Below are 18,452 nucleotides of genomic sequence, written 5' to 3'. Positions count from 1 at the left end.
GCGTACTAGCCGTTGCGCCGTTCCAGGAGGACGGTGTCACGCCACTCGCCGTGGTGCTGCGCGATCCGCTCACGCAGACCCACGGTGCGGAAGCCCGCCTTGTGGTGCAACGCGATGCTGGCCCGGTTCTCCGGGAAGATGACGGCCTGCAACGTCCACAACCCGTCCGCGTCCGCCGCCGAGACCTGGTGGTGCAGCAGGGTTTTGCCGACGCCACGGCCCTGCGAGGCGTCCGCCACGTAGATCGACGTCTCCGCCACGCCCGAGTAGCACTCCCGCGGCGACACCGGGGTCGCGGCCGCCCACCCGGCGATCGACCCGTCCACCACGGCGATCCAGCGGTGGTCCGGCAGCCACTTCGACTCCAGCGTCCGCCGCGACGGGACCTCGGTCTCGAACGTCGCGTTGCCCGACGCGATGCCCTCGCCGTAGATGCGGCGGACCTCGGGCCAGTCGGCGGCGGTCATGGGACGGATCGCCACGCCGGGCACCGGCCGCACCGTGCCCGACGCCAGCGCGCCCATCACGGCGTCCGCCGCGTGCGGCAGACCCGTGCAGCAGGCCGGGTTCACCGTCACCAAGGTCGTGGTGCCCTCGCGCTGGACGTGCAGGAAGCCGACCTCGGCCAGCTTGCGGACGTGGTGCGAGCAGGTGGACTGGCTCACGCCCAGCAGGGTGGTCAGTTCGCCGACGGTGACCGGGACCGGCGACGAGGCCACGTGGTGCAGCAGGCGCACCCTCGTCGCGTCGGACAGCGTCGAGAACCACGAGGCGTACGTCGCGGCTTCATCGGTTAGCACCGATCAAGTATCGATCCGGGTCGATGGAAGAATCAAACCGAATACTTCTTGACGCAGAACGACAGGCCGCGGAAGAAGCCGTCGCCGAACGCCTCCACCCGCGCGAAGCCCGACGGCACGGCCTTGCCGTTCACGTCCGCCGCGATGAGGCTGTCGTCGGCCAGCAGCTCCGCCACGGCCTCGTCCAGGTCGCCGGGGGACAGCCGCAGGCCCGCGGCGGCGTCCGGGCGGTTCGTGAGGCCCGCCCACGCCCCGGTCAGGCAGGCCGTGCGCTGGCCCGCCGCGTCGTCGTCGAGCTTGAAGCCCGTGGCGTGCTGGATCGACAGCGAGAAGCGGGAGGCGATGACCGCGAACGCCGCGAAGTCGCCGATGCCGCCCTTCGACCCCTTCTTCGGGGGCGTGCCGATCTTCACCAGCGCCGGCAGGTCGAGCTGGAGCTGGTTCACGGCGGGGCAGTAGGTGGCGGGCGACGTCGTCTGGGCGTCCGGGCAGGGCTTCACGCCCGACCTGTCGATGGCGGGGAAGGCGGCGCCGCTCGACTTGTAGGCGTCCCGCAGCGACTCCTCCAGCGCCCGCTGGTACTTGTCCTCGTCGATCTTGGCGTTGCCGCGGCCCTGGCCCTGGTCCTTGTCGGAGATGTCGAACGGGCGCTCGGTGATGCGCTTGGCGATCTCGGCCTCGTTGATCTCCGCGCACCGGGCGGCGCCGCGGGTGAAGCCGAACTGGAACGCGGACACCCGGTCGAACGCGCTGCCGTGCGCGCCCTGCTTCTCGAACGACGTGCCGGCGCTGTCGCGGATGAAGAACATCGTCTGCATGATCTGGTTCAGGCCCTCGCCGGTGGAGAGCTCGAAGTGCTTCGACTTGTTCTCCGCCACCCAGCGCATGAAGACGCCGGTGTAGCAGTCGGCCTGCTGCTCCTTGACGATCGACGGCGTGTTGGCGCCGATGCCGGACATCGGGCCCAGCTTGTACTGGACCGCGTGGCCCATCTCGTGCGCCAGGACCGTCACCACGGCCATCGGGCCGAACGAGTCCTTCAGCATCGGCAGCAGCTCGCCGCGGTCCCACGTGATGCTGTCGTCGAGCGCGCAGTAGAACGCGTTCGCGATGCCCGTGGTGTCGAGCTTGCAGACCTCGACGCCCTTGCCGTTCGAGTCGTACGACAGCAGGCGCTTCACCGGCTCGAACGTCTTGCCGCCGAACGAGCGCGGCAGCTCGTCCTTCCAGAACTCCTGCACGTCGGCGAGGGTGTTGATGGCCAGCCGGTCCATCTCGCCGCCGTCGCCGTTCTCCACGCTCAGGTCGGCGTCGGGCACGCCCTGCTTCGGGCCGGACGGGCCGTTGGAGATCTCCAGGCCCGCGACCTTCGTGGGGTCGGGGCGTTCGCCCTTCGGTTCGCCCTCGACCACGGTCGCGCACGCGGTGAGGGCTGCGGTCACGGCCAGCGCGACGGCGATTCGTCCGAATCCCATGAGGTCAGACCCTACTCAGCGGCTTCCGGGGTCGTTCGGCAAGTACCTGCGGCCAAACGTGAAACTGTCTCACCCTCAGGGGTGATTTCAAGACTGCACGGGCTCGTTTTCGTTGTCCTGCCGATGTTTCGACGAGCACAGTCCGTTCCGCAAGCCTTCAGTGTGGAAGGAGTTCGGCGGTATGGGTAGAACGCGCTGGGCACGGTTCGTCGGAGTGCTCGGCATCGGCGTCGTCGGCGCCGGTGCCCTCCTCTTCGGCATGTCCCAGGGAGCGCTGGCCGCCTCGTTCGCGGTGTCCGGCACCAACTTCAAGGTGTCCGCCGACAACTTGACGGGCCAGGGATTCGTCCAGTTCGGCGGGGTCGACGCGGGTGCGGGCAAGGTGCACGTCGTCGCGGTCAGCGGTTTCAAGACGGCGAGGCTCGACAAGTTCTGCCAGTCGGTGTTCGTGCCCGGCATGCCGATCGTCGGTGACGTGACGATGCGCATCACCGCGGACAGCGTGGGGGGCATGTCGGCCGACAACCTGGTCGTCAACCTCACGGATCTCAACGGTGACCTGGTCCTCGGCAACCCCGAGATCGGCATCGACGCCAGCAAGGTGACCAAGGGCCCGGAGAACCTCAAGGGCCTTCCGGGGTCGTTCGGCCTGCAGGCCGACACGGCCAACATCACCTCGCTGCAGCAGACCGCCTGGGCCACCACGGCCCAGACCATCAGGTTCAAGGGCATGAGCCTGACCATCCGCCAGGGGAAGCAAGAGTGCTTCTGAGGGCCTGGCGCGGCTTCACCGCGTGGCGACGTGGCCGGCCCTTCTGGGCCGGTCTCTTCGTGGCGGGCGGAGCGCTGATCATCCTGTTCCCGCCGTTCGTGGGCGTGAAGCTCGGCGACATGGTCATCTCGATCCAGACGCTCGGCGGTGTGTCGGCGCTGCTGATCGGCTCGTTGCTGGCGATCTGCGCGGCCACCCTGTGGCTGCAACCCAAGTTCCGCCTCGCGGCGGGCATCGTGACGGTCCTGCTGTCCCTGGTCGCGCTGGTCGTGACCAACCTGGGCGGCTTCCTGGCCGGCACGATCCTGTCCCTGCTGGGCGGCGCACTGGCCGTGGCCTGGACCGACGAGCCCAAGAAGCCGAAGGAGGCGAAGGGGTCGAAGCAGGCACAGGACGAGAACCAGCACGAGCCGGAAACGACCCAAAGGGTTCACCCCACATGATGCGAACACAGCCGCTGGCCGCCGTGGCGATGGTCGCGGTACTGGCGCTGCAACCGCCGTCGAGCACAGAGCCACCACCCAGCTCGGAAACCAGCTCACCGGCCCCGACGACCACCGCACCTCCGTCGTCGTCGGAGCCGCCCCCGGCCTCCAGCAGCACCCCACCGCCGGCGTCGTCGTCCGCGCAGTCCACACCGCCCACCGCGGAGCCGCCCTCGACACCGGCACCCCCGCCACCGGCCCCTGCCCCGGTGGCGGCGGGAGGCAGGGAGTGGACCCTGACGGCGTCCCGCCTGGACCTGGGCGGCCTCAACTTCGTGGGAGTGGTCGACGCCCTGGTGAACGGCCAGGTCCTCAAGGTCCTGAAGTTCACCGCCGGGGACATGAAGATCAAGGACCTGGTCCAGACGGCCGAGATCTCACCGGGCGTCAAACTCGTCACGGCGGCCCGCCCCGGCAGCACCTCGACGGTCTCACCGGGCCGGATCGAGCTCTACACGGTCCAGCTCAAGGGCAACCTGGACCTCCTGGGCATCAAGATCCCGGTGGACTACACGGCGGCCCACCCACCCCCGCTGAACGTGCCGTTCGTGACGTTCACCGAGGTCACCGTGCGCAACACGGACCTGATCGGCGGCACGCTGAAGATCCCGGGCGCGAGGATCTCCGTGGTCTCGGACCAGGCACCGGTGGCAAGACGCTGAAGCCCGCACCAGGCCAGAGCCGGTGCGGGCTTCCGCTCACTTCTCGTCGGTCAGCGCTCGAGCGTCAGAGCCCGCACTTCTTGGGCCCCTCGAACACGCCCTCGCGGAACCGGGCCACCCGAGCGAACCCGGGGTCGACGGGGTCCCGCCCCTTGGAGTCCCGAGCCGCGTAGTCGTACTTCAACAGCACGGTCACGGCCTCGTCGAAGTCACCGGGCGACAACCCGAACCCGTCCTGCCGCTGGAACACCGCCCCGGTGTAGGCACCGGCCAGGCACAACGCGGCAGCCGAAGCCGACTCGCCTTCGGTGGGCTTCCCCTGCACGGCCAGCTCGGCCATCGCGTACCGGGTGGCGATCAACGTGCCGGTCGCGTAGTCGCCCAGATCCTTGTGCAGGCCTGGCAACTCGTCCTTGGTGTCGATCTGGATCGACTTGGCATCCGGGCAGTAGGCGACGGGCCCCTGGTCCCCCGAGCAGGTCGGCTCGGACTGAGCGGCCTCGGCCTTCACCGTCGGCCACTGCTTGCCGGCCGCCGTGGCCAGCCCCTTGAAGTACCCGTCCAGGTCGGGGGTCACGTTCTCCAGCATGTCCGAGAACGGCAGGTTGCCGCCGTTGGCCCGGTCCTTGACGCTGGTGAACGCCCGCTGCGTGAACTGCCGGTTCTGCACCGTCATCGCCCCGCAGAACTTCGTGCCCTGCTCGTACCCGTCCTGGAACGCGGCGACGCGGTCGAAGGCCGACCCGTGCGCCTGCTCGTCCTCGGGCGAGGTGCCCACCGGGTCGCGGAACGTGATCAACGCGCCCAGGGCCTTGTCCAGTGCGTCGGCGTTGATGTCCAGCCGGGGCGACTTGCCGTCGCCCACGTACCGGACGAACGACCCGGCGAAGCAGTCGGCCTGCGCCTCGGTCAGGATCGTCGGGTACTTCTCGGGCTCGCGGCGTTCCGCCTCGGGCGTGATGCCCATGCGGTTCTGCACGGCGTGCCCGATCTCGTGCGCCAGCACCACGACCACGGCCGCGTCGCCGAACCTGTCCTGCAGGACGGGCAGCAGCGAGGCGCGGTCCCAGGCGATCGCGTCGGCGGCCGGGCAGTAGAAGGCGTTGCCCTCCACGTCGGCGGCCTTCTGGGTGCACGGCGGCGGCTTGGCGGTGGCGTCGGCGGTGTCGACGGAGAAGTAGCCGCCGCTCAGGGGCTTCCACGGCTTGTTGAACGTCGACTGGAAGGAGTCCGTCCAGAACTCCTCGATGTCCGTCAGCGCGGTGGCGGCCAGCTTGTCGATGGGACCGTTGTCCGAGCCGCGCACCTGGATGGTGGCGCTCGACGCGTCCTTCTTCACCACCTTGGCGGCACGTGGGCGCCCTGGGATCTCGGCGGTGCAACCCACCGCGAGCAGGGCGGTGGCGACGATCAGCGCGATGCTCCGGTGCCGCATGAACCCATTGTGCCTGCCGTCCGGGCGCGCGGGCGTGCTACTCGTCCAACTCAGGCGCATACAAAGCTCAACGTGTCGCGGCCTGATCGGGTTCACCGGGCTGGAACCACGCGGTCTCCGGCCCGGTGAACCCGGCAGGTCAGTCTTCGGCGCCCAGCACCCCGGGCTCGTCGGGAACGAGCCACAGCACCCCGGACGGCGGCAGCTGCAGGAGCGCCGAGTAGGGCCTCCCGTGCCACGGCCTGGCCTCGGCCTCGACGCCGCCGAGGTTGCCCACACCGGACCCGCCGTAGTGCGCGGCGTCGGTGTTCACGAGCTCCTTCCACCGGCCGGACGAAGGCAGCCCGACCCGGTAGTCGTGGTGTGGCGACCCGGAGAAGTTCGCCACGCACGTCAGCACGGACCCGTCCTCACCGATCCGCAGGAACGACAGCACGTTGCCGCCCGAGTCGTTCGCGTCGATCCACTGGAACCCCTCCGGCGTCACGTCGTGCGAGAACAACGCCGCCGCACCGCGATAAACCGAGTTCAGGTCCCGCATCAACGACTGGATGCCCTGGTGCAGCGGCTCCTGCTCGACCAGGTGCCAGTCGAGCGACCGCGACTCCGACCACTCCTGCCGCTGCCCGAACTCACCACCCATGAACAGCAGCTGCTTGCCCGGATGCGCCCACATGAACGCCAGCAACGACCGCACGCCCGCGGCCTTGTTCCAGTCGTCACCCGGCATCCGCTCCCACAGCGAGCCCTTGCCGTGCACCACCTCGTCGTGCGACAGCGGCAGCACGAAGTTCTCGCTCCACGCGTACACCAGCGAGAACGTCATCTCGTTGTGGTGGAACGACCGGTGCACCGGCTCACGCGACAGGTAGTGCAGCGTGTCGTGCATCCAGCCCATGTTCCACTTGAAGCCGAACCCGAGCCCGCCCAGGTGCGTCGGCCGCGTCACGCCCGGCCACGCCGTCGACTCCTCGGCGATCATCACCACGCCGGGGTGCCGCCGGTACACGGTCGCGTTCAGCTCCTGCAGGAACCGCACCGCGTCGAGGTTCTCGCGCCCGCCGAACTCGTTCGGCAGCCACTGGCCCTCCGGCCGCGAGTAGTCGAGGTAGAGCATCGACGCGACGGCGTCCACGCGCAGCCCGTCGAGGTGGAACTCCTCGATCCAGTACAGCGCGTTGGCCACGAGGAAGTTGCGGACCTCGTTGCGCCCGAAGTCGAAGACGTACGTGCCCCAGTCGAGCTGCTCGCCGCGGCGCGGGTCGGCGTGCTCGTACAACGGCGTGCCGTCGAACTTCGCGAGCGCCCAGGCGTCCTTCGGGAAGTGCGCCGGCACCCAGTCGACCAGCACGCCGATGCCGCGCTGGTGCAGCGTGTCCACGAAGTACCGGAAGTCGTCCGGCGACCCGAACCGCGAGGTCGGCGCGTAGTACGAGGTGACCTGGTAGCCCCACGACCCGCCGAACGGGTGCTCGGCCACCGGCAGCATCTCGATGTGCGTGAAGCCCATGTCCTCGCAGTAGCCCGCGAGCTCGACCGCCAGCTCCCGGTAGCCGAGACCGGGCTTCCACGAGCCGAGGTGCACCTCGTAGGTCGACATCGGCGCGTTCGCCCAGTTCGTGGCCTCGCGCCGGGCCTCCCACTCCGCGTCCTGCCACTGGTACTCGGACCGCGTGACGACCGAGGCCGTCTGCGGCGGCACCTCGGTGGCGAACGCCATCGGGTCGGCCTTCTCGTGCCAGTTCCCGTCCTGGCCGAGGATGCGGAACTTGTACCGCGACCCCACCACGACGTTCGGCAGGAACACTTCCCACACGCCGCTGGAACCCATGGAGCGCAACGGGTTCGCGCGCCCGTCCCAGCCGTCGAAGTCACCCGTCACGCGCACGCCCTGCGCGTTCGGCGCCCACACCGCGAACGAGACACCGGTGACGTCACCGGAAGCCGTTTCGTACGAACGGACGTGGGCGCCGAGCACGTCCCACAGCCGTTCGTGCCGGCCCTCGCCGATCAGGTGCAGGTCCAGCTCGCCCACGGTCGGCAGCCAGCGGTACGGGTCGTCGACCTCCACCGCGGGCCCGCCGTTGTACTTGACCAGCAGCCGGTAGTCGCCGGGCACCTCGGGCAGCTCGCCCTCGAACAGGGCGTCGGCGATGCGCGGCAGCTCGACCTGCTTGTCACCCCACGCCACCGCGACCGACGTGGCACCCGGACGCAGGGCCCGCGCGATCACCTGGTCGCCGACGGAGTGCACACCCAGCACCGAGTGCGGGTCGTGGTGCGCACCTGACAGGAGTCGGTCCAGGTCGGCCTTCACGGCTCAGTTCCCTCCAGAAGTCATCCGGGCGATCGACGACAGCGGAACCGTCAACCACTCCGGCCTGTTGGCGTGCTCGTAAGCGACCTCGTAGACCGCCTTGTCCAGCTCGAACGCGCGCAGCAGCACGGCGTTGTCCCGCGGGTCGGCCGCCACCTCGGCGTAGCCGTCGCAGAACGCCGCTCGGTTGCGCTTCGTCCACTCCATCGCGCGGTAGGCGAGCTGGTCGTCGTCGGGCTGGCCGACGAGCAGCTGCCGGGCCGCGTAGTCGAACGACCTCAGCATCCCCGCCACGTCCCGCAACGGCGACCGCAGCGCCAGCCGGTCCTCGACCTTCGCCGCCGGCTCGCCCTCGAAGTCGATCAGCAGCCACCCGTGCACGGTCCGCAGCACCTGACCGAGGTGCAGGTCGCCGTGGATGTGCTGGATCGGCAACGCGCCGACGTGCGCGCGGGCGTCCTCGAACGCCACCCGCAGCGGTTCCTCGTACCTGCCGAGCTCCGGCACGGCCTCCAGCACGACGCCGAGACGCCGTTGCATGCCCGCGATGGCCCGGGAGATCGCGTCGTCGTCGGCGATCCGCGTGCCCAGCGCCTCCGCCAGGTCCGCGTGCACCTTCGCCACGGCGTGGCCGAGTCGCTGCGCCTCGCCGGCGAAGTCGCCGCCCACCTCGGACGCGTGCAGGTCGGCCTCGGCCATCAGGTCGCGCACCGAGGTCGTGGCCATCGCCCAGCCCTCGACCGCGTCCGGCATGAACTCCTGCAGCATCGCCAGGGTCACCGTCTGACCGTCCACGACCGTCGAGATCGCGCCGAGCGGCTGCGCGATGTGCTCGCAGCCGACCGAGCGCAACGCGCGGTGCATCGTCAGGTCCCGGTTCTCGCCGTGCGCGAGCTTGCGGAAGATCTTGAGGATGTACTGCTGGCCGTAGATCAGCGACGTGTTGGACTGCTCGACGCCGATCGGCCGTCCGCGCAGGCCCGAGCGCAGTTCCGTGCCCGGCTCGTGCGCGAACGTGATGCCGTCGACCTCGTGCCCGGACGCGATCCGGTCGAGCAGGACGCCGTTGTGCTCGGGGTCGAGCAGGACGTCCCACGCGCCGGTGCTCAGGCTCAGTGCGCCCTGGTAGCTCTCGGTGCGCCCCGGTTGCTCCACCTCGAAGATCACGTGCACCAGGTCGCCGTCCACCACGGTCGTCCGAAGTGGACGGACGGCCGTGATGGGCTTGTCCTTGCCGCCGAACCACCTCGCGGCCGGGAGCAGATCGGGCAGTGAGGCGACCAGCTTCTCGACCAACTCGTGTGGGTCAGTCACGCTTTCACCTCATCTCGCTGTCGTCGCCCGCCTCTACCAGCTGGAACCAGTAGAAACCGTGACCCGGGAGGGTCAACAGGTACGGGAGTTCCCCGATCGCGGGGAATTTGACACCTCCGGTGAGTTCCAGCGGCGTGTGGTCGCGGTGCTCGGAGAGGTCCAGCTCGACGGGTTGCGGGAAGCGGGACAGGTTGTTCACGCAGAGCACGATGTCCTCGCGGCCGTCCGGGCGCTTCCACTGCCTCTTGAAGGCGAGCACGCTCGGGTTCGAGCCGCCGAGCTCGGTGAAGTCGCCCTCGGCGAACGCGTGGTGCTGCTTGCGCACCTCGATCATGTGCCGGGTCCAGTTGAGCAGCGACGACGAGTTGTTCAGCTGCGCCTCGACGTTCAGGCCCTGGTAGCCGTAGACCGGGTCCATGATCACCGGCAGGTAGATCCGGCCGGGGTCGCAGCTCGAGAAGCCCGCGTTGCGGTCCGGGGTCCACTGCATCGGCGTGCGCACCGCGTCGCGGTCCTGCAGCCAGATGTTGTCGCCCATGCCGATCTCGTCGCCGTAGTAGAGAACGGGTGAGCCCGGCAGCGACAGCAGCATCGCGGTGAACAGCTCGTGCTGGTTGCGGTCGTTCTCCAGCAGCGGGGCGAGCCGTCGGCGGATGCCGATGTTCGCCTTCATCCGCGGGTCCTTGGCGTACTCCGAGTACATGTAGTCACGTTCTTCGTCCGTGACCATCTCCAGCGTGAGCTCGTCGTGGTTGCGCAGGAAGATGCCCCACTGCGCGTTCTCCGGGATCGCCGGCGTCTGCGCCAGGATCTCCGAGATCGGGAACCGCGACTCCCGCCGCACCGCCATGAAGATGCGCGGCATCAACGGGAAGTGGAACGCCATGTGGCACTCGTCGCCGCCGACCGCCGCGTCACCGAAGTACTCGACCACGTCCGACGGCCACTGGTTCGCCTCGGCGAGCAGCACGCGGCCGGGGAACTCGTCGTCGACGACCTTGCGGCACTTCTTGAGGAACTCGTGCGTGCGCGGCAGGTTCTCGCAGTTCGTGCCCTCCTCTTCGAAGAGGTACGGCACGGCGTCGAGGCGGAACCCGTCGATGCCGAGGTCGAGCCAGAACCGCAGGGTGTCGAGCATCGCCTCCTGCACGTCCGGGTTCTCGAAGTTGAGGTCCGGCTGGTGGCTGAAGAAGCGGTGCCAGTAGAACTGCCCGCGCACCGGGTCGTAGGTCCAGTTCGACGACTCGGTGTCGACGAAGATGATCCGCGCGTCGGAGTACGCCGAATCGTCGTCGCTCCAGACGTAGTAGTCGCCGTACGGGCCCTTCGGGTCCTGCCGCGACTGCTGGAACCACGGGTGCGCGTCGGAGGTGTGGTTGAGCACCAGGTCGGTGATCACCCGGATGCCGCGCCGGTGCGCCTCCTCCAGCAGGTACACGAAGTCCTCGACGGTGCCGAACTCCGGCAGCACCGCGCGGAAGTCGCTGATGTCGTACCCGCCGTCGCGCAGCGGCGAGGCGTAGAACGGCGGCAGCCAGAGGCAGTCGACGCCCAGCCACTCCAGGTAGTCGAGGCGCGAGGCGAGACCGCGGAGGTCGCCCGTGCCGTCGCCGTTCGAGTCGCTGAAGGCGCGGACGAGGACCTCGTAGAAGACGGCGCCCTTGAACCAGCTCGGGTTCTCCGAGGCCGGTTTCGCGGACTTGAAGTCCTCTGCCTGCGGTTCGACGAGGAAGCCGTCGTCGTCGATGGCTTCGCCGGTGTGCGGTGTTCCTTCCAGCCCGAGCACTGCGTCGGGACGGGTGTCGTCGGCCATGGTTCCCACCTCGTCGGGGGTTGAGCGGTTGAGCGGGCGGACGCGGTGCCCTAGGAGAAACGTCGTTGGAGGCTGACGACGTGCGCGGTGGCACGCCAGGGCTCCAGCCGGATGTAGTTGGCCTGACCCCAGTCCCAGGTCTCGCCGGTGACCTCGTCGTGCGCGATCACGCGTTCGTGCCAGTCGAACCCGAGCTCGGGCAGGTCGAGGTACAGCGTCCCCTCCTGGCCGTGGTGCGGGTCGAGGCTGACGACGACCACGACCGTGTCCCCGGTCTCCGGGTCGCGCTTGGAGAACGCGACGATCGCGTCGTTGTCGACGGTCTGGAACTGCAGCGTCCGCATCTGCTGGAGCGCCGGGTGGGCTTTGCGGATGTGGTTCAGCTTGCGCAGCCACGGTTCGAGACTGCGCCCGTCCGCCAGTGCACGGGCGTAGTCGCGCGGCCGCAGCTGGTACTTCTCGGAGTTCAGGTACTCCTCGCTGCCCGGCTTCACCGCCTCGTGCTCGAACAGCTCGTAGCCGCTGTACACGCCCCACGTGGGGGAGAGCGTGGCCGCGAGCGCCGCGCGCAGACCGAACATCGCCGGGCCGCCGTGCTGCAGCGACTCGTGCAGGATGTCCGGCGTGTTCACGAACAGGTTCGGGCGTGCCTCGTCCCAGTGGTCGCGGACGTCCTCGCCGAACTCGATCAGCTCCTGCTTGCCCGTCCGCCACGTGAAGTACGTGTAGGACTGGGTGAACCCGAGCTTCGCGAGGCCGTAGAGGCGCGCGGGCCTGGTGAAGGCCTCCGCCAGGAACAGCGTGTCCGGGTAGGCCTCCTTGACCTTCCAGATCAGCCACTGCCAGAAGTCCGGCGGCTTGGTGTGCGGGTTGTCGACCCGGAAGATCCGCACCCCGTGCTCGGCCCAGAAGAGCACGACCCTGAGCACCTCGTGGTAGAGGCCCTGCGGGTCGAGGTCGAAGTTGATCGGGTAGATGTCCTGGTACTTCTTGGGCGGGTTCTCCGCGTACGCGATCGTGCCGTCCGGCAGCTGCGTGAACCACTCCGGGTGCTTGAGCACCCACGGGTGATCGGGCGCGCACTGGAGCGCGAAGTCGAGCGCGACCTCCAGGCCGAGCTCGTTCGCGCGTTCGACCAGGGCGTCGAAGTCCTCGATCGTGCCGAGCTGCGGGTGCAGCGCGTCGTGCCCGCCCTCGTCCGCGCCGATCGCCCACGGTGATCCCGTGTCCTCGGGCGTGGCGACGAGCGTGTTGTTGGGGCCCTTGCGGTTGACCCGGCCGATGGGGTGGATCGGCGGGAAGTAGACGACGTCGAAGCCCATCGCCGCGACCCGGTCGAGCTCCTTGGTCGCCGTGGCGAACGTGCCGTGCACGGCCTGGCCGGTCTCGTCGATCCCGCCGGTGCTGCGCGGGAAGAACTCGTACCAGGAGCCGAACGCGGCCTTCTTGCGGTCGCACCAGATCTTGTGCGTCTTGCCCTTGGTGATCAGCTCGCGCACGGGGTGCTCGAACATGATCTTCTGGACGTCGGCGGCGAACGACGGCGCGACCCGTTCGGCGAGCGGCCGGTCCTCGTCCCGCAGCGCTTCCGCGGCGGACATGAGAAGTGCTCGCTCTTGTCGCCTATCGGGTCGCTTTCCCACCCGATCGAGTAGCCGGGCACCGATTTCAAGATCGTTTGCGAGATCACCGGGGCCTTGACCGGCCGCGATCTTCACCTCAACGGCGTGGTTCCAGGTGCCCCAGGGGTCACTCCACGCATCGATCCGGAACGTCCAGGCGCCTTCTTGGTCCGGAACGACCGTCGCGCCCCATCTGTCGAGCCCGATTCCGACCTCGTGCATGCGGGTCTGGCGAGCGACTCGGTCGTTCGGCCCGCGCCAGCTGACCGTCGCCGCGAGTTTGTCGTGACCCTCGCGCCAGACCGTGGCGTGAACCGGAATGTGTTCTCCCACAACGGCTTTGGCTGGATACCTACCAGCCGACACCACCGGGGATACGTCATCGATACCGAGCCGTCCGCTCATCGGCAGCGCCCTTCCGCCGTGTCGCTTCGCGTTGATGCTTCAAATCCTGCCTTGCTCGATCAAGCCGTGTGACAGCGGGTTACCCCATCTAGATCCGTACCCCGACACTCTCGATCGCACACCTCGAACGCAGATCGTGTCCAGGGGCCTTCGTCCACCTTCCCGCCATTTGGTGTCCGCATCATTGGACTCTTCGCGCACAACTCACCGTGTTAAGAGGGCGCTACAGGTACCGTGCGCGCGTGAACAAGCTTGGAGGTCGCTACGTCCTGCTCGACCAGCTCGGCGCCGGAGCCATGGGCGTCGTGTGGCGAGCGCGCGACGAGTTCCTGCACCGTGATGTAGCGGTCAAGCAGCTGCTTCTCAACGACGTGGAGTCGAACGAGTTCCACGAGGCCGTGCAGCGCGCCATGCGCGAGGGCCGGATCGCGGCACGGTTGCAGCACCCGAACGCGATCGCCGTCTACGACGTGGTCGAGGACGACGGCAAGCCCTGTCTTGTCATGGAGTATTTGCCGTCCCGCAACCTGTCCTCGATCCTGGAGCGCGGCCCGATGCCTCCCCAGGAGGCCGCGCGCATCGGTTCGCTGGCCGCGGGCGCCCTGGCCGCCGCCCACGCCGCAGGCATCGTGCACCGCGACATCAAGCCGGGCAACGTCCTCATTGGACGCGACGGCACCGTGAAGATCACCGACTTCGGCATCTCGCGCGCTTTGGGCGACGTGGCCGTGACGAAGACCGGCATGCTCGCCGGCACGCCGGCCTACCTGGCGCCGGAGCTGGCCCGCGGCGCCGAGCCCGCGCCGCCGTCCGACGTGTTCTCCCTGGGCGCGACGATCTACGCGATGACCGAGGGCGAACCGCCGTTCGGCAAGAGCACGAACGACCTGGGCCTGCTCTACAAGGTGGCGCGCGGCGAGACCCGCCCCCCGAACCGCTCGGGCCCGCTCACCGGCCTGCTGGTCCGCCTGCTGGCCAACGAGCCGTCCCAGCGCCCGACCGCCGCCCAGGCCGCCGAGGAGCTGAAGGCGATCGCCGCGGGCCAGCCGGTCCCGACGACCCGCGTGATCCCGCCGCGCCCGATGACCCCGCCCACCGGCACCGCCGTGATGGGAGCGGCAGGCCCTGGCACTCAACGGCCGATGCCGCGCCCGCAGCCCACCCGCCCACCGGCCCCGCTGCCCGCGACCTACGACGACTACGACGACCGCTACGAGCCCGAGCCCGAACCGCGCAAGAACCGGGGCCTGGCGATCGCGGCGGCCGTCCTCGGCGTCCTGCTGATCTCCGGCATCGCCTACGCGATCATCAACTCGGGCGGCGACGACAAGACCGCCACCGGCCCCGGCACCACCTCGAACACCGCGTACGAGACCGCCGTGACCACCACCGAGAAGCCGGCCGCCCAGCCCCCGGCCCAGACCACCGAGAAGCAGACCCCGTCCCAGACCAAGCCGAGCCAGCCCTCCTCCACGAAGCCGCCGGTCAAGTTCACCCCGGCCCAGGTCGCCACCTTCGTGAAGCAGCACTACGCCAAGCTCCCGGCCAACGTGGAGGCGGCCCGCAACGACTGGGCCCCCGACCAGGCCCCGGACCTGGGCCGCGAACGCGAGTTCTGGGGCAAGTACAGCAAGCTGGCCCTGGCCGGCGACCCCCTGGTGGAAGCCGACGACGACGGCAACTTCTCGGTCACCACCGCCCTCCAGCTCACCGAGAAGGACGGCGACAAGACGACCACCGTCGAACACCGCCTGGCGATCTCGGGCAAGAACGACAAACTCCGCATCATCGCCGAGGACCGCTGACCCTCGCGTCAACGACCGCGGGTGGACCGTTCACACCGTCGTGAACGGTCCACCCGCAGCACATGAGTTCCGGGTGGGCCGTTCACACCTCGCGACCAGCGCCCCAGCCCCGCGGCCCCGCCCCACCCCTGCATCCGGCCGCTCCGCACAACGGCCGCCACCGCGCCTTGCCTCCGCGCGTTGCCTCGTGCCCAGCACCACTCCTGCGGGGCAGCCCGTTCCGCCGCCCCAGGTCCGCGCCGCCGCTCGGTCCCGCGCCCACTGCCGCGCTTGCCCCGCTCGCCGCAGGTTCGCCTCGCACCCGCTTGCCGGACTGCGCCGCGGCCACGCCGCTCTGCCTCGCCCGACGCGCCGCGGCCACCCTGCTCCGCCTCGCCCGCTCGCAGCGCCCCGTGGCTCTGCAGGTCGCCCCGCCTCCCGCGCCCCGCCCACTCCCGCATGCCAGCCGGCAGCGCGTCCCGCCTCTCTTCCTTGCGCCTCGGCTCTGCCACACCCACCCGGCGCACCCCACTTCTGCGAGCAAGCCCCGCCGCCCCGCCTCGCCCCCGCCGCTCGGTCTCGCCAGCCGCCGCGCCCTGCTCCCGCATGCCAGCCCGTCCCCGCCTCTCCTTACCCACCAGCCGCCGCGCCTCGGCCCTTCCCGCACCCGCCCCACCCCACCCGCTCCGTCCCGCGGGCCCGTCCTTCCATCCCGTCCCGCTTCTCCCCACACCACCCGCACCCACCCCCGAGCCCGGCCCACGTGTCCCGACCGGACCGTCCACACCCGCCCCCACACCCCCGAACCGCCGTCACCGGACCGGGTGCCAACCGGACGCCCGGAAACCCCCGCCCCGCGCGTCTGACCTGCTCACACCCGGTGCCCCGGCTGAACCGGTTCTGCAAGTCGTTGCAGGTGTGACCGGGAACGTTGTCAGGCACTCAGGGGTGGCAGGTAAGTTGCCTCGTCATGCGAGCACTTCGCCGGTTCACCGTCCGAGCCAGCCTGCCGGAGCCCCTGTCCGCACTCAGCACGCTCGCCACCAACCTGCGCTGGACGTGGCACCCGCCCACGCAGGAGTTGTTCTCCTCGATCGACCCCCGCGTGTGGTCCGAGGTCGGTGGCGACCCGTTGCGCCTGCTCTCCGTCGTCGACGCGGGGAAGCTGGAGTCCCTGGCGAGAGACGAGCAGTTCCTGCTCAAGGTCCACGCGCTCGCCACAGACCTGGAGCGGTACGTCGGAGGGCCGCGCTGGTACCAGCGCCGGCAGGACGAGATCGTCCAGCGGCGCGAGCACGGCAGCACCAAGGACACGCCGCTGCCGACCAGCGTCGCGTACTTCAGCATGGAGTTCGGCGTGCACGAGGCGCTGCCGAACTACTCGGGCGGTCTGGGCATCCTCGCCGGTGACCACCTCAAGGCGGCCAGCGACCTCGGCGTGCCCCTCATCGCGGTCGGGCTGCTCTACCGGTCCGGGTACTTCCGGCAGTCGCTGTCGCTCGACGGCTGGCAGATCGAGCACTACCCGGTGCTCGACCCGCGCGGGCTGCCGCTGGAGCTGCTGACCGAGCCGTCCGGCCTGCCGATCCTGGTCCACGTGGCGATGCCCGGTGACCGGATGTTGCGCGCCAAGATCTGGAAGGCACAGGTCGGCCGCATCCCGCTGCTGCTGCTCGACTCCGACGTGGAGCAGAACGACGAGGACCTGCGCGGCGTCACGGACCGGCTCTACGGCGGCGACCAGAACCACCGGATCCGCCAGGAGATCCTCGCCGGCATCGGCGGGGTGCGGGCGGTGCGCACGTTCTGCGAGCTCACCGGGCACGCGCAGCCCGAGGTGTTCCACACCAACGAGGGCCACGCCGGGTTCCTCGGCCTCGAGCGGATCCGCGAGTACATCACCAACGACGGGCTCGACTTCGACCAGGCGCTCACGGCCGCGCGCGCCGGTGCGGTCTTCACGACGCACACGCCTGTGCCCGCCGGCATCGACCGGTTCCCGGTGGACCTCGTGCAGCACTACTTCGGTGCCGAGAACCTCGTGCCCGGCGTGAACACCCAGCGCATCCTCGCGCTCGGCGCCGAGGACAACCCCGGCATGTTCAACATGGCCCACATGGGCCTGCGGCTCGCCCAGCGCGCCAACGGTGTGTCCAAACTGCACGGTGAGGTCAGCCGCGACATGTTCCGCGGGCTCTGGCCGGGCTTCGACGCCACCGAGGTGCCGATCGGGTCGGTCACCAACGGCGTGCACGGGCCGACGTGGGCCGCGACCGAGATGAGCAAGCTGCTCGGAGCGTCCGAAGCGGACAGCCACACCGGCAACGGCCTGGGCATCGGCGCGTTCGAGCCGGTCACCGACGCCGGTCTGTGGGAGATCCGGTCGACCCTGCGCGGCCGCCTGGTCGACGAGGTCCGCAGGCGCTTGAGGGAGTCCTGGTTGCAGCGCGGCGCGTCGGCGCTGGAACTGGGCTGGACCGACGGCGTGTTCGACCCCAACGTGCTGACCGTGGGCTTCGCACGGCGCGTGCCCACGTACAAGCGCCTCACGCTCATGTTGCGTGACCCCGAACGGCTGCGGAACCTCCTCCTGCACCCCGAACGGCCCGTGCAGCTCGTCGTCGCGGGCAAGTCGCACCCGGCCGACGACGGTGGCAAGGCGCTCATCCAGCAGATCGTGCGCTACGCCGACGAGGCCGGCGTGCGGCACCGGATCGTGTTCCTGCCGGACTACGACATGTCCATGGCCCGGTACCTGTACTGGGGTTGCGACGTGTGGCTGAACAACCCGATGCGCCCCCTCGAAGCGTGCGGCACGTCCGGCATGAAGAGCGCCCTGAACGGCGGCCTCAACCTGTCCATCCGCGACGGCTGGTGGGACGAGCTGTACGACGGCTCGAACGGCTGGGCCATCCCGACCGCGGACGGCATCACCGACCCGGTCCGCCGCGACGACCTGGAGGCCAACGCCCTCTACGAGCTGCTCGGTCAGCAGGTCGCGCCGCTGTTCTACGACCGCGGCGAGGACGGCGTGCCGACCCGCTGGATGTCGATGGTCCGGCACACGCTGGCCTCGCTCGGGCCGGTCGTGCAGGCCTCGCGCATGGTCCGCGAGTACGTCGAGACGTACTACGCGCCGGCCGCCGCGTCCGCGCAGACCGTCGTCGGCGAGGGCTACCGGGGCGCCAAGGAGCTCTCCGCCTACCGGCACCGGCTGCGCGCCTCGTGGACGCGGGTGCGGGTGCTCGACAGCGACCTGGTGCTCGGCGGCTCGTCGGTGCCGGTGCTCGGGTCGCCGGTCATCGTGCGGGCACGGGTCGAGCTGGCCGGGCTGGAACCGTCCGAAGTGGACGTCCAGGTCGTGCTCGGCAAGGTGTCGCACGACTCCGACGAGCTGAAGGACATCGTGTCCGCGCCGATGAACTACGCGGGCAACGGCAACTACGAGGCCGAGGTGCCCCTGCCGCACGCCGGAGCGCTCGGCTACACCGTCCGCGTGCTGCCCCGGCACGGCCTCCTGGCCACGTCGGCGGAACTCGGCAGGGTCGTACTGGCTAGTTGACCCTTT

12 protein-coding genes are annotated in these 18,452 nt (G+C 69.7%); 5 read left to right on the top strand and 7 right to left on the bottom strand.

What is annotated here, in order from left to right:
• Positions 1-5: 5 nt before the first annotated feature.
• A complete protein-coding gene (locus ACFWNN_RS34045; protein WP_382444054.1) occupies positions 6-800 on the bottom strand; it encodes a helix-turn-helix domain-containing GNAT family N-acetyltransferase in 795 nt (264 codons plus the stop codon).
• A 32-nt stretch (positions 801-832) separates the two neighbouring features.
• A complete protein-coding gene (locus ACFWNN_RS34040; protein WP_382444053.1) occupies positions 833-2,275 on the bottom strand; it encodes a neutral zinc metallopeptidase in 1,443 nt (480 codons plus the stop codon).
• Between the two features lie 181 nt (positions 2,276-2,456).
• Here ACFWNN_RS34040 and ACFWNN_RS34035 point away from each other — a divergent pair, with 181 nt between their 5' ends.
• Genes ACFWNN_RS34035 through ACFWNN_RS34025 form a run of 3 tightly spaced genes read left to right on the top strand, consistent with a single transcriptional unit; the run spans position 2,457 to position 4,194 of the window.
• Entirely contained in the window at positions 2,457-3,047 is a 591-nt protein-coding gene (locus tag ACFWNN_RS34035) for a DUF6230 family protein (RefSeq protein ID WP_382444052.1), read from the top strand.
• Positions 3,038-3,490: a DUF6114 domain-containing protein gene (locus ACFWNN_RS34030; RefSeq protein ID WP_382444051.1), complete on the top strand. Its 453-nt coding sequence runs from the start codon at positions 3,038-3,040 to the stop codon at positions 3,488-3,490. Before ACFWNN_RS34035 ends, ACFWNN_RS34030 begins: the two co-directional genes overlap by 10 nt.
• The gene (locus ACFWNN_RS34025; protein ID WP_382444050.1) at positions 3,487-4,194 is read left to right on the top strand and encodes a hypothetical protein; all 708 of its coding nucleotides are present in this window, start codon (positions 3,487-3,489) and stop codon (positions 4,192-4,194) included. Before ACFWNN_RS34030 ends, ACFWNN_RS34025 begins: the two co-directional genes overlap by 4 nt.
• A 64-nt stretch (positions 4,195-4,258) precedes the next feature.
• Here ACFWNN_RS34025 and ACFWNN_RS34020 read toward each other — a convergent pair whose 3' ends face one another.
• From ACFWNN_RS34020 to ACFWNN_RS34000, 5 genes are all read right to left on the bottom strand, one after another.
• A complete protein-coding gene (locus tag ACFWNN_RS34020) occupies positions 4,259-5,629 on the bottom strand; it encodes a neutral zinc metallopeptidase (RefSeq protein WP_382444049.1) in 1,371 nt (456 codons plus the stop codon).
• A 139-nt stretch (positions 5,630-5,768) separates the two neighbouring features.
• A complete protein-coding gene (glgB, locus tag ACFWNN_RS34015) occupies positions 5,769-7,946 on the bottom strand; it encodes a 1,4-alpha-glucan branching protein GlgB (protein ID WP_382444048.1) in 2,178 nt (725 codons plus the stop codon).
• 3 nt (positions 7,947-7,949) lie between these two features.
• Positions 7,950-9,260: an aminoglycoside phosphotransferase gene (locus tag ACFWNN_RS34010; protein ID WP_382444047.1), complete on the bottom strand. Its 1,311-nt coding sequence runs from the start codon at positions 9,258-9,260 to the stop codon at positions 7,950-7,952.
• A 4-nt stretch (positions 9,261-9,264) separates the two neighbouring features.
• A complete protein-coding gene (treS, locus tag ACFWNN_RS34005; protein WP_382444046.1) occupies positions 9,265-11,073 on the bottom strand; it encodes a maltose alpha-D-glucosyltransferase in 1,809 nt (602 codons plus the stop codon).
• A gap of 50 nt (positions 11,074-11,123) precedes the next feature.
• Complete coding sequence (locus ACFWNN_RS34000) at positions 11,124-13,100, bottom strand: maltotransferase domain-containing protein (protein WP_382444045.1); 1,977 nt, start codon at positions 13,098-13,100, stop codon at positions 11,124-11,126.
• Between the two features lie 242 nt (positions 13,101-13,342).
• Between ACFWNN_RS34000 and ACFWNN_RS33995 the strand changes: the two genes are divergently transcribed.
• On the top strand, positions 13,343-14,905 hold the full coding sequence (locus tag ACFWNN_RS33995; RefSeq protein WP_382444044.1) for a protein kinase: 1,563 nt from the start codon (positions 13,343-13,345) through the stop codon (positions 14,903-14,905).
• 949 nt (positions 14,906-15,854) lie between these two features.
• On the top strand, positions 15,855-18,446 hold the full coding sequence (glgP, locus tag ACFWNN_RS33990) for an alpha-glucan family phosphorylase (RefSeq protein ID WP_382444043.1): 2,592 nt from the start codon (positions 15,855-15,857) through the stop codon (positions 18,444-18,446).
• Positions 18,447-18,452 lie beyond the last annotated feature (6 nt).

It is taken from the genome of Lentzea sp. NPDC058450 (assembly GCF_042721395.1).
Lineage (GTDB): Bacteria > Actinomycetota > Actinomycetes > Mycobacteriales > Pseudonocardiaceae > Lentzea.
Note: the sequence above shows the minus strand (reverse complement) of the source record. Positions and strands in the feature narration are given on the sequence as shown.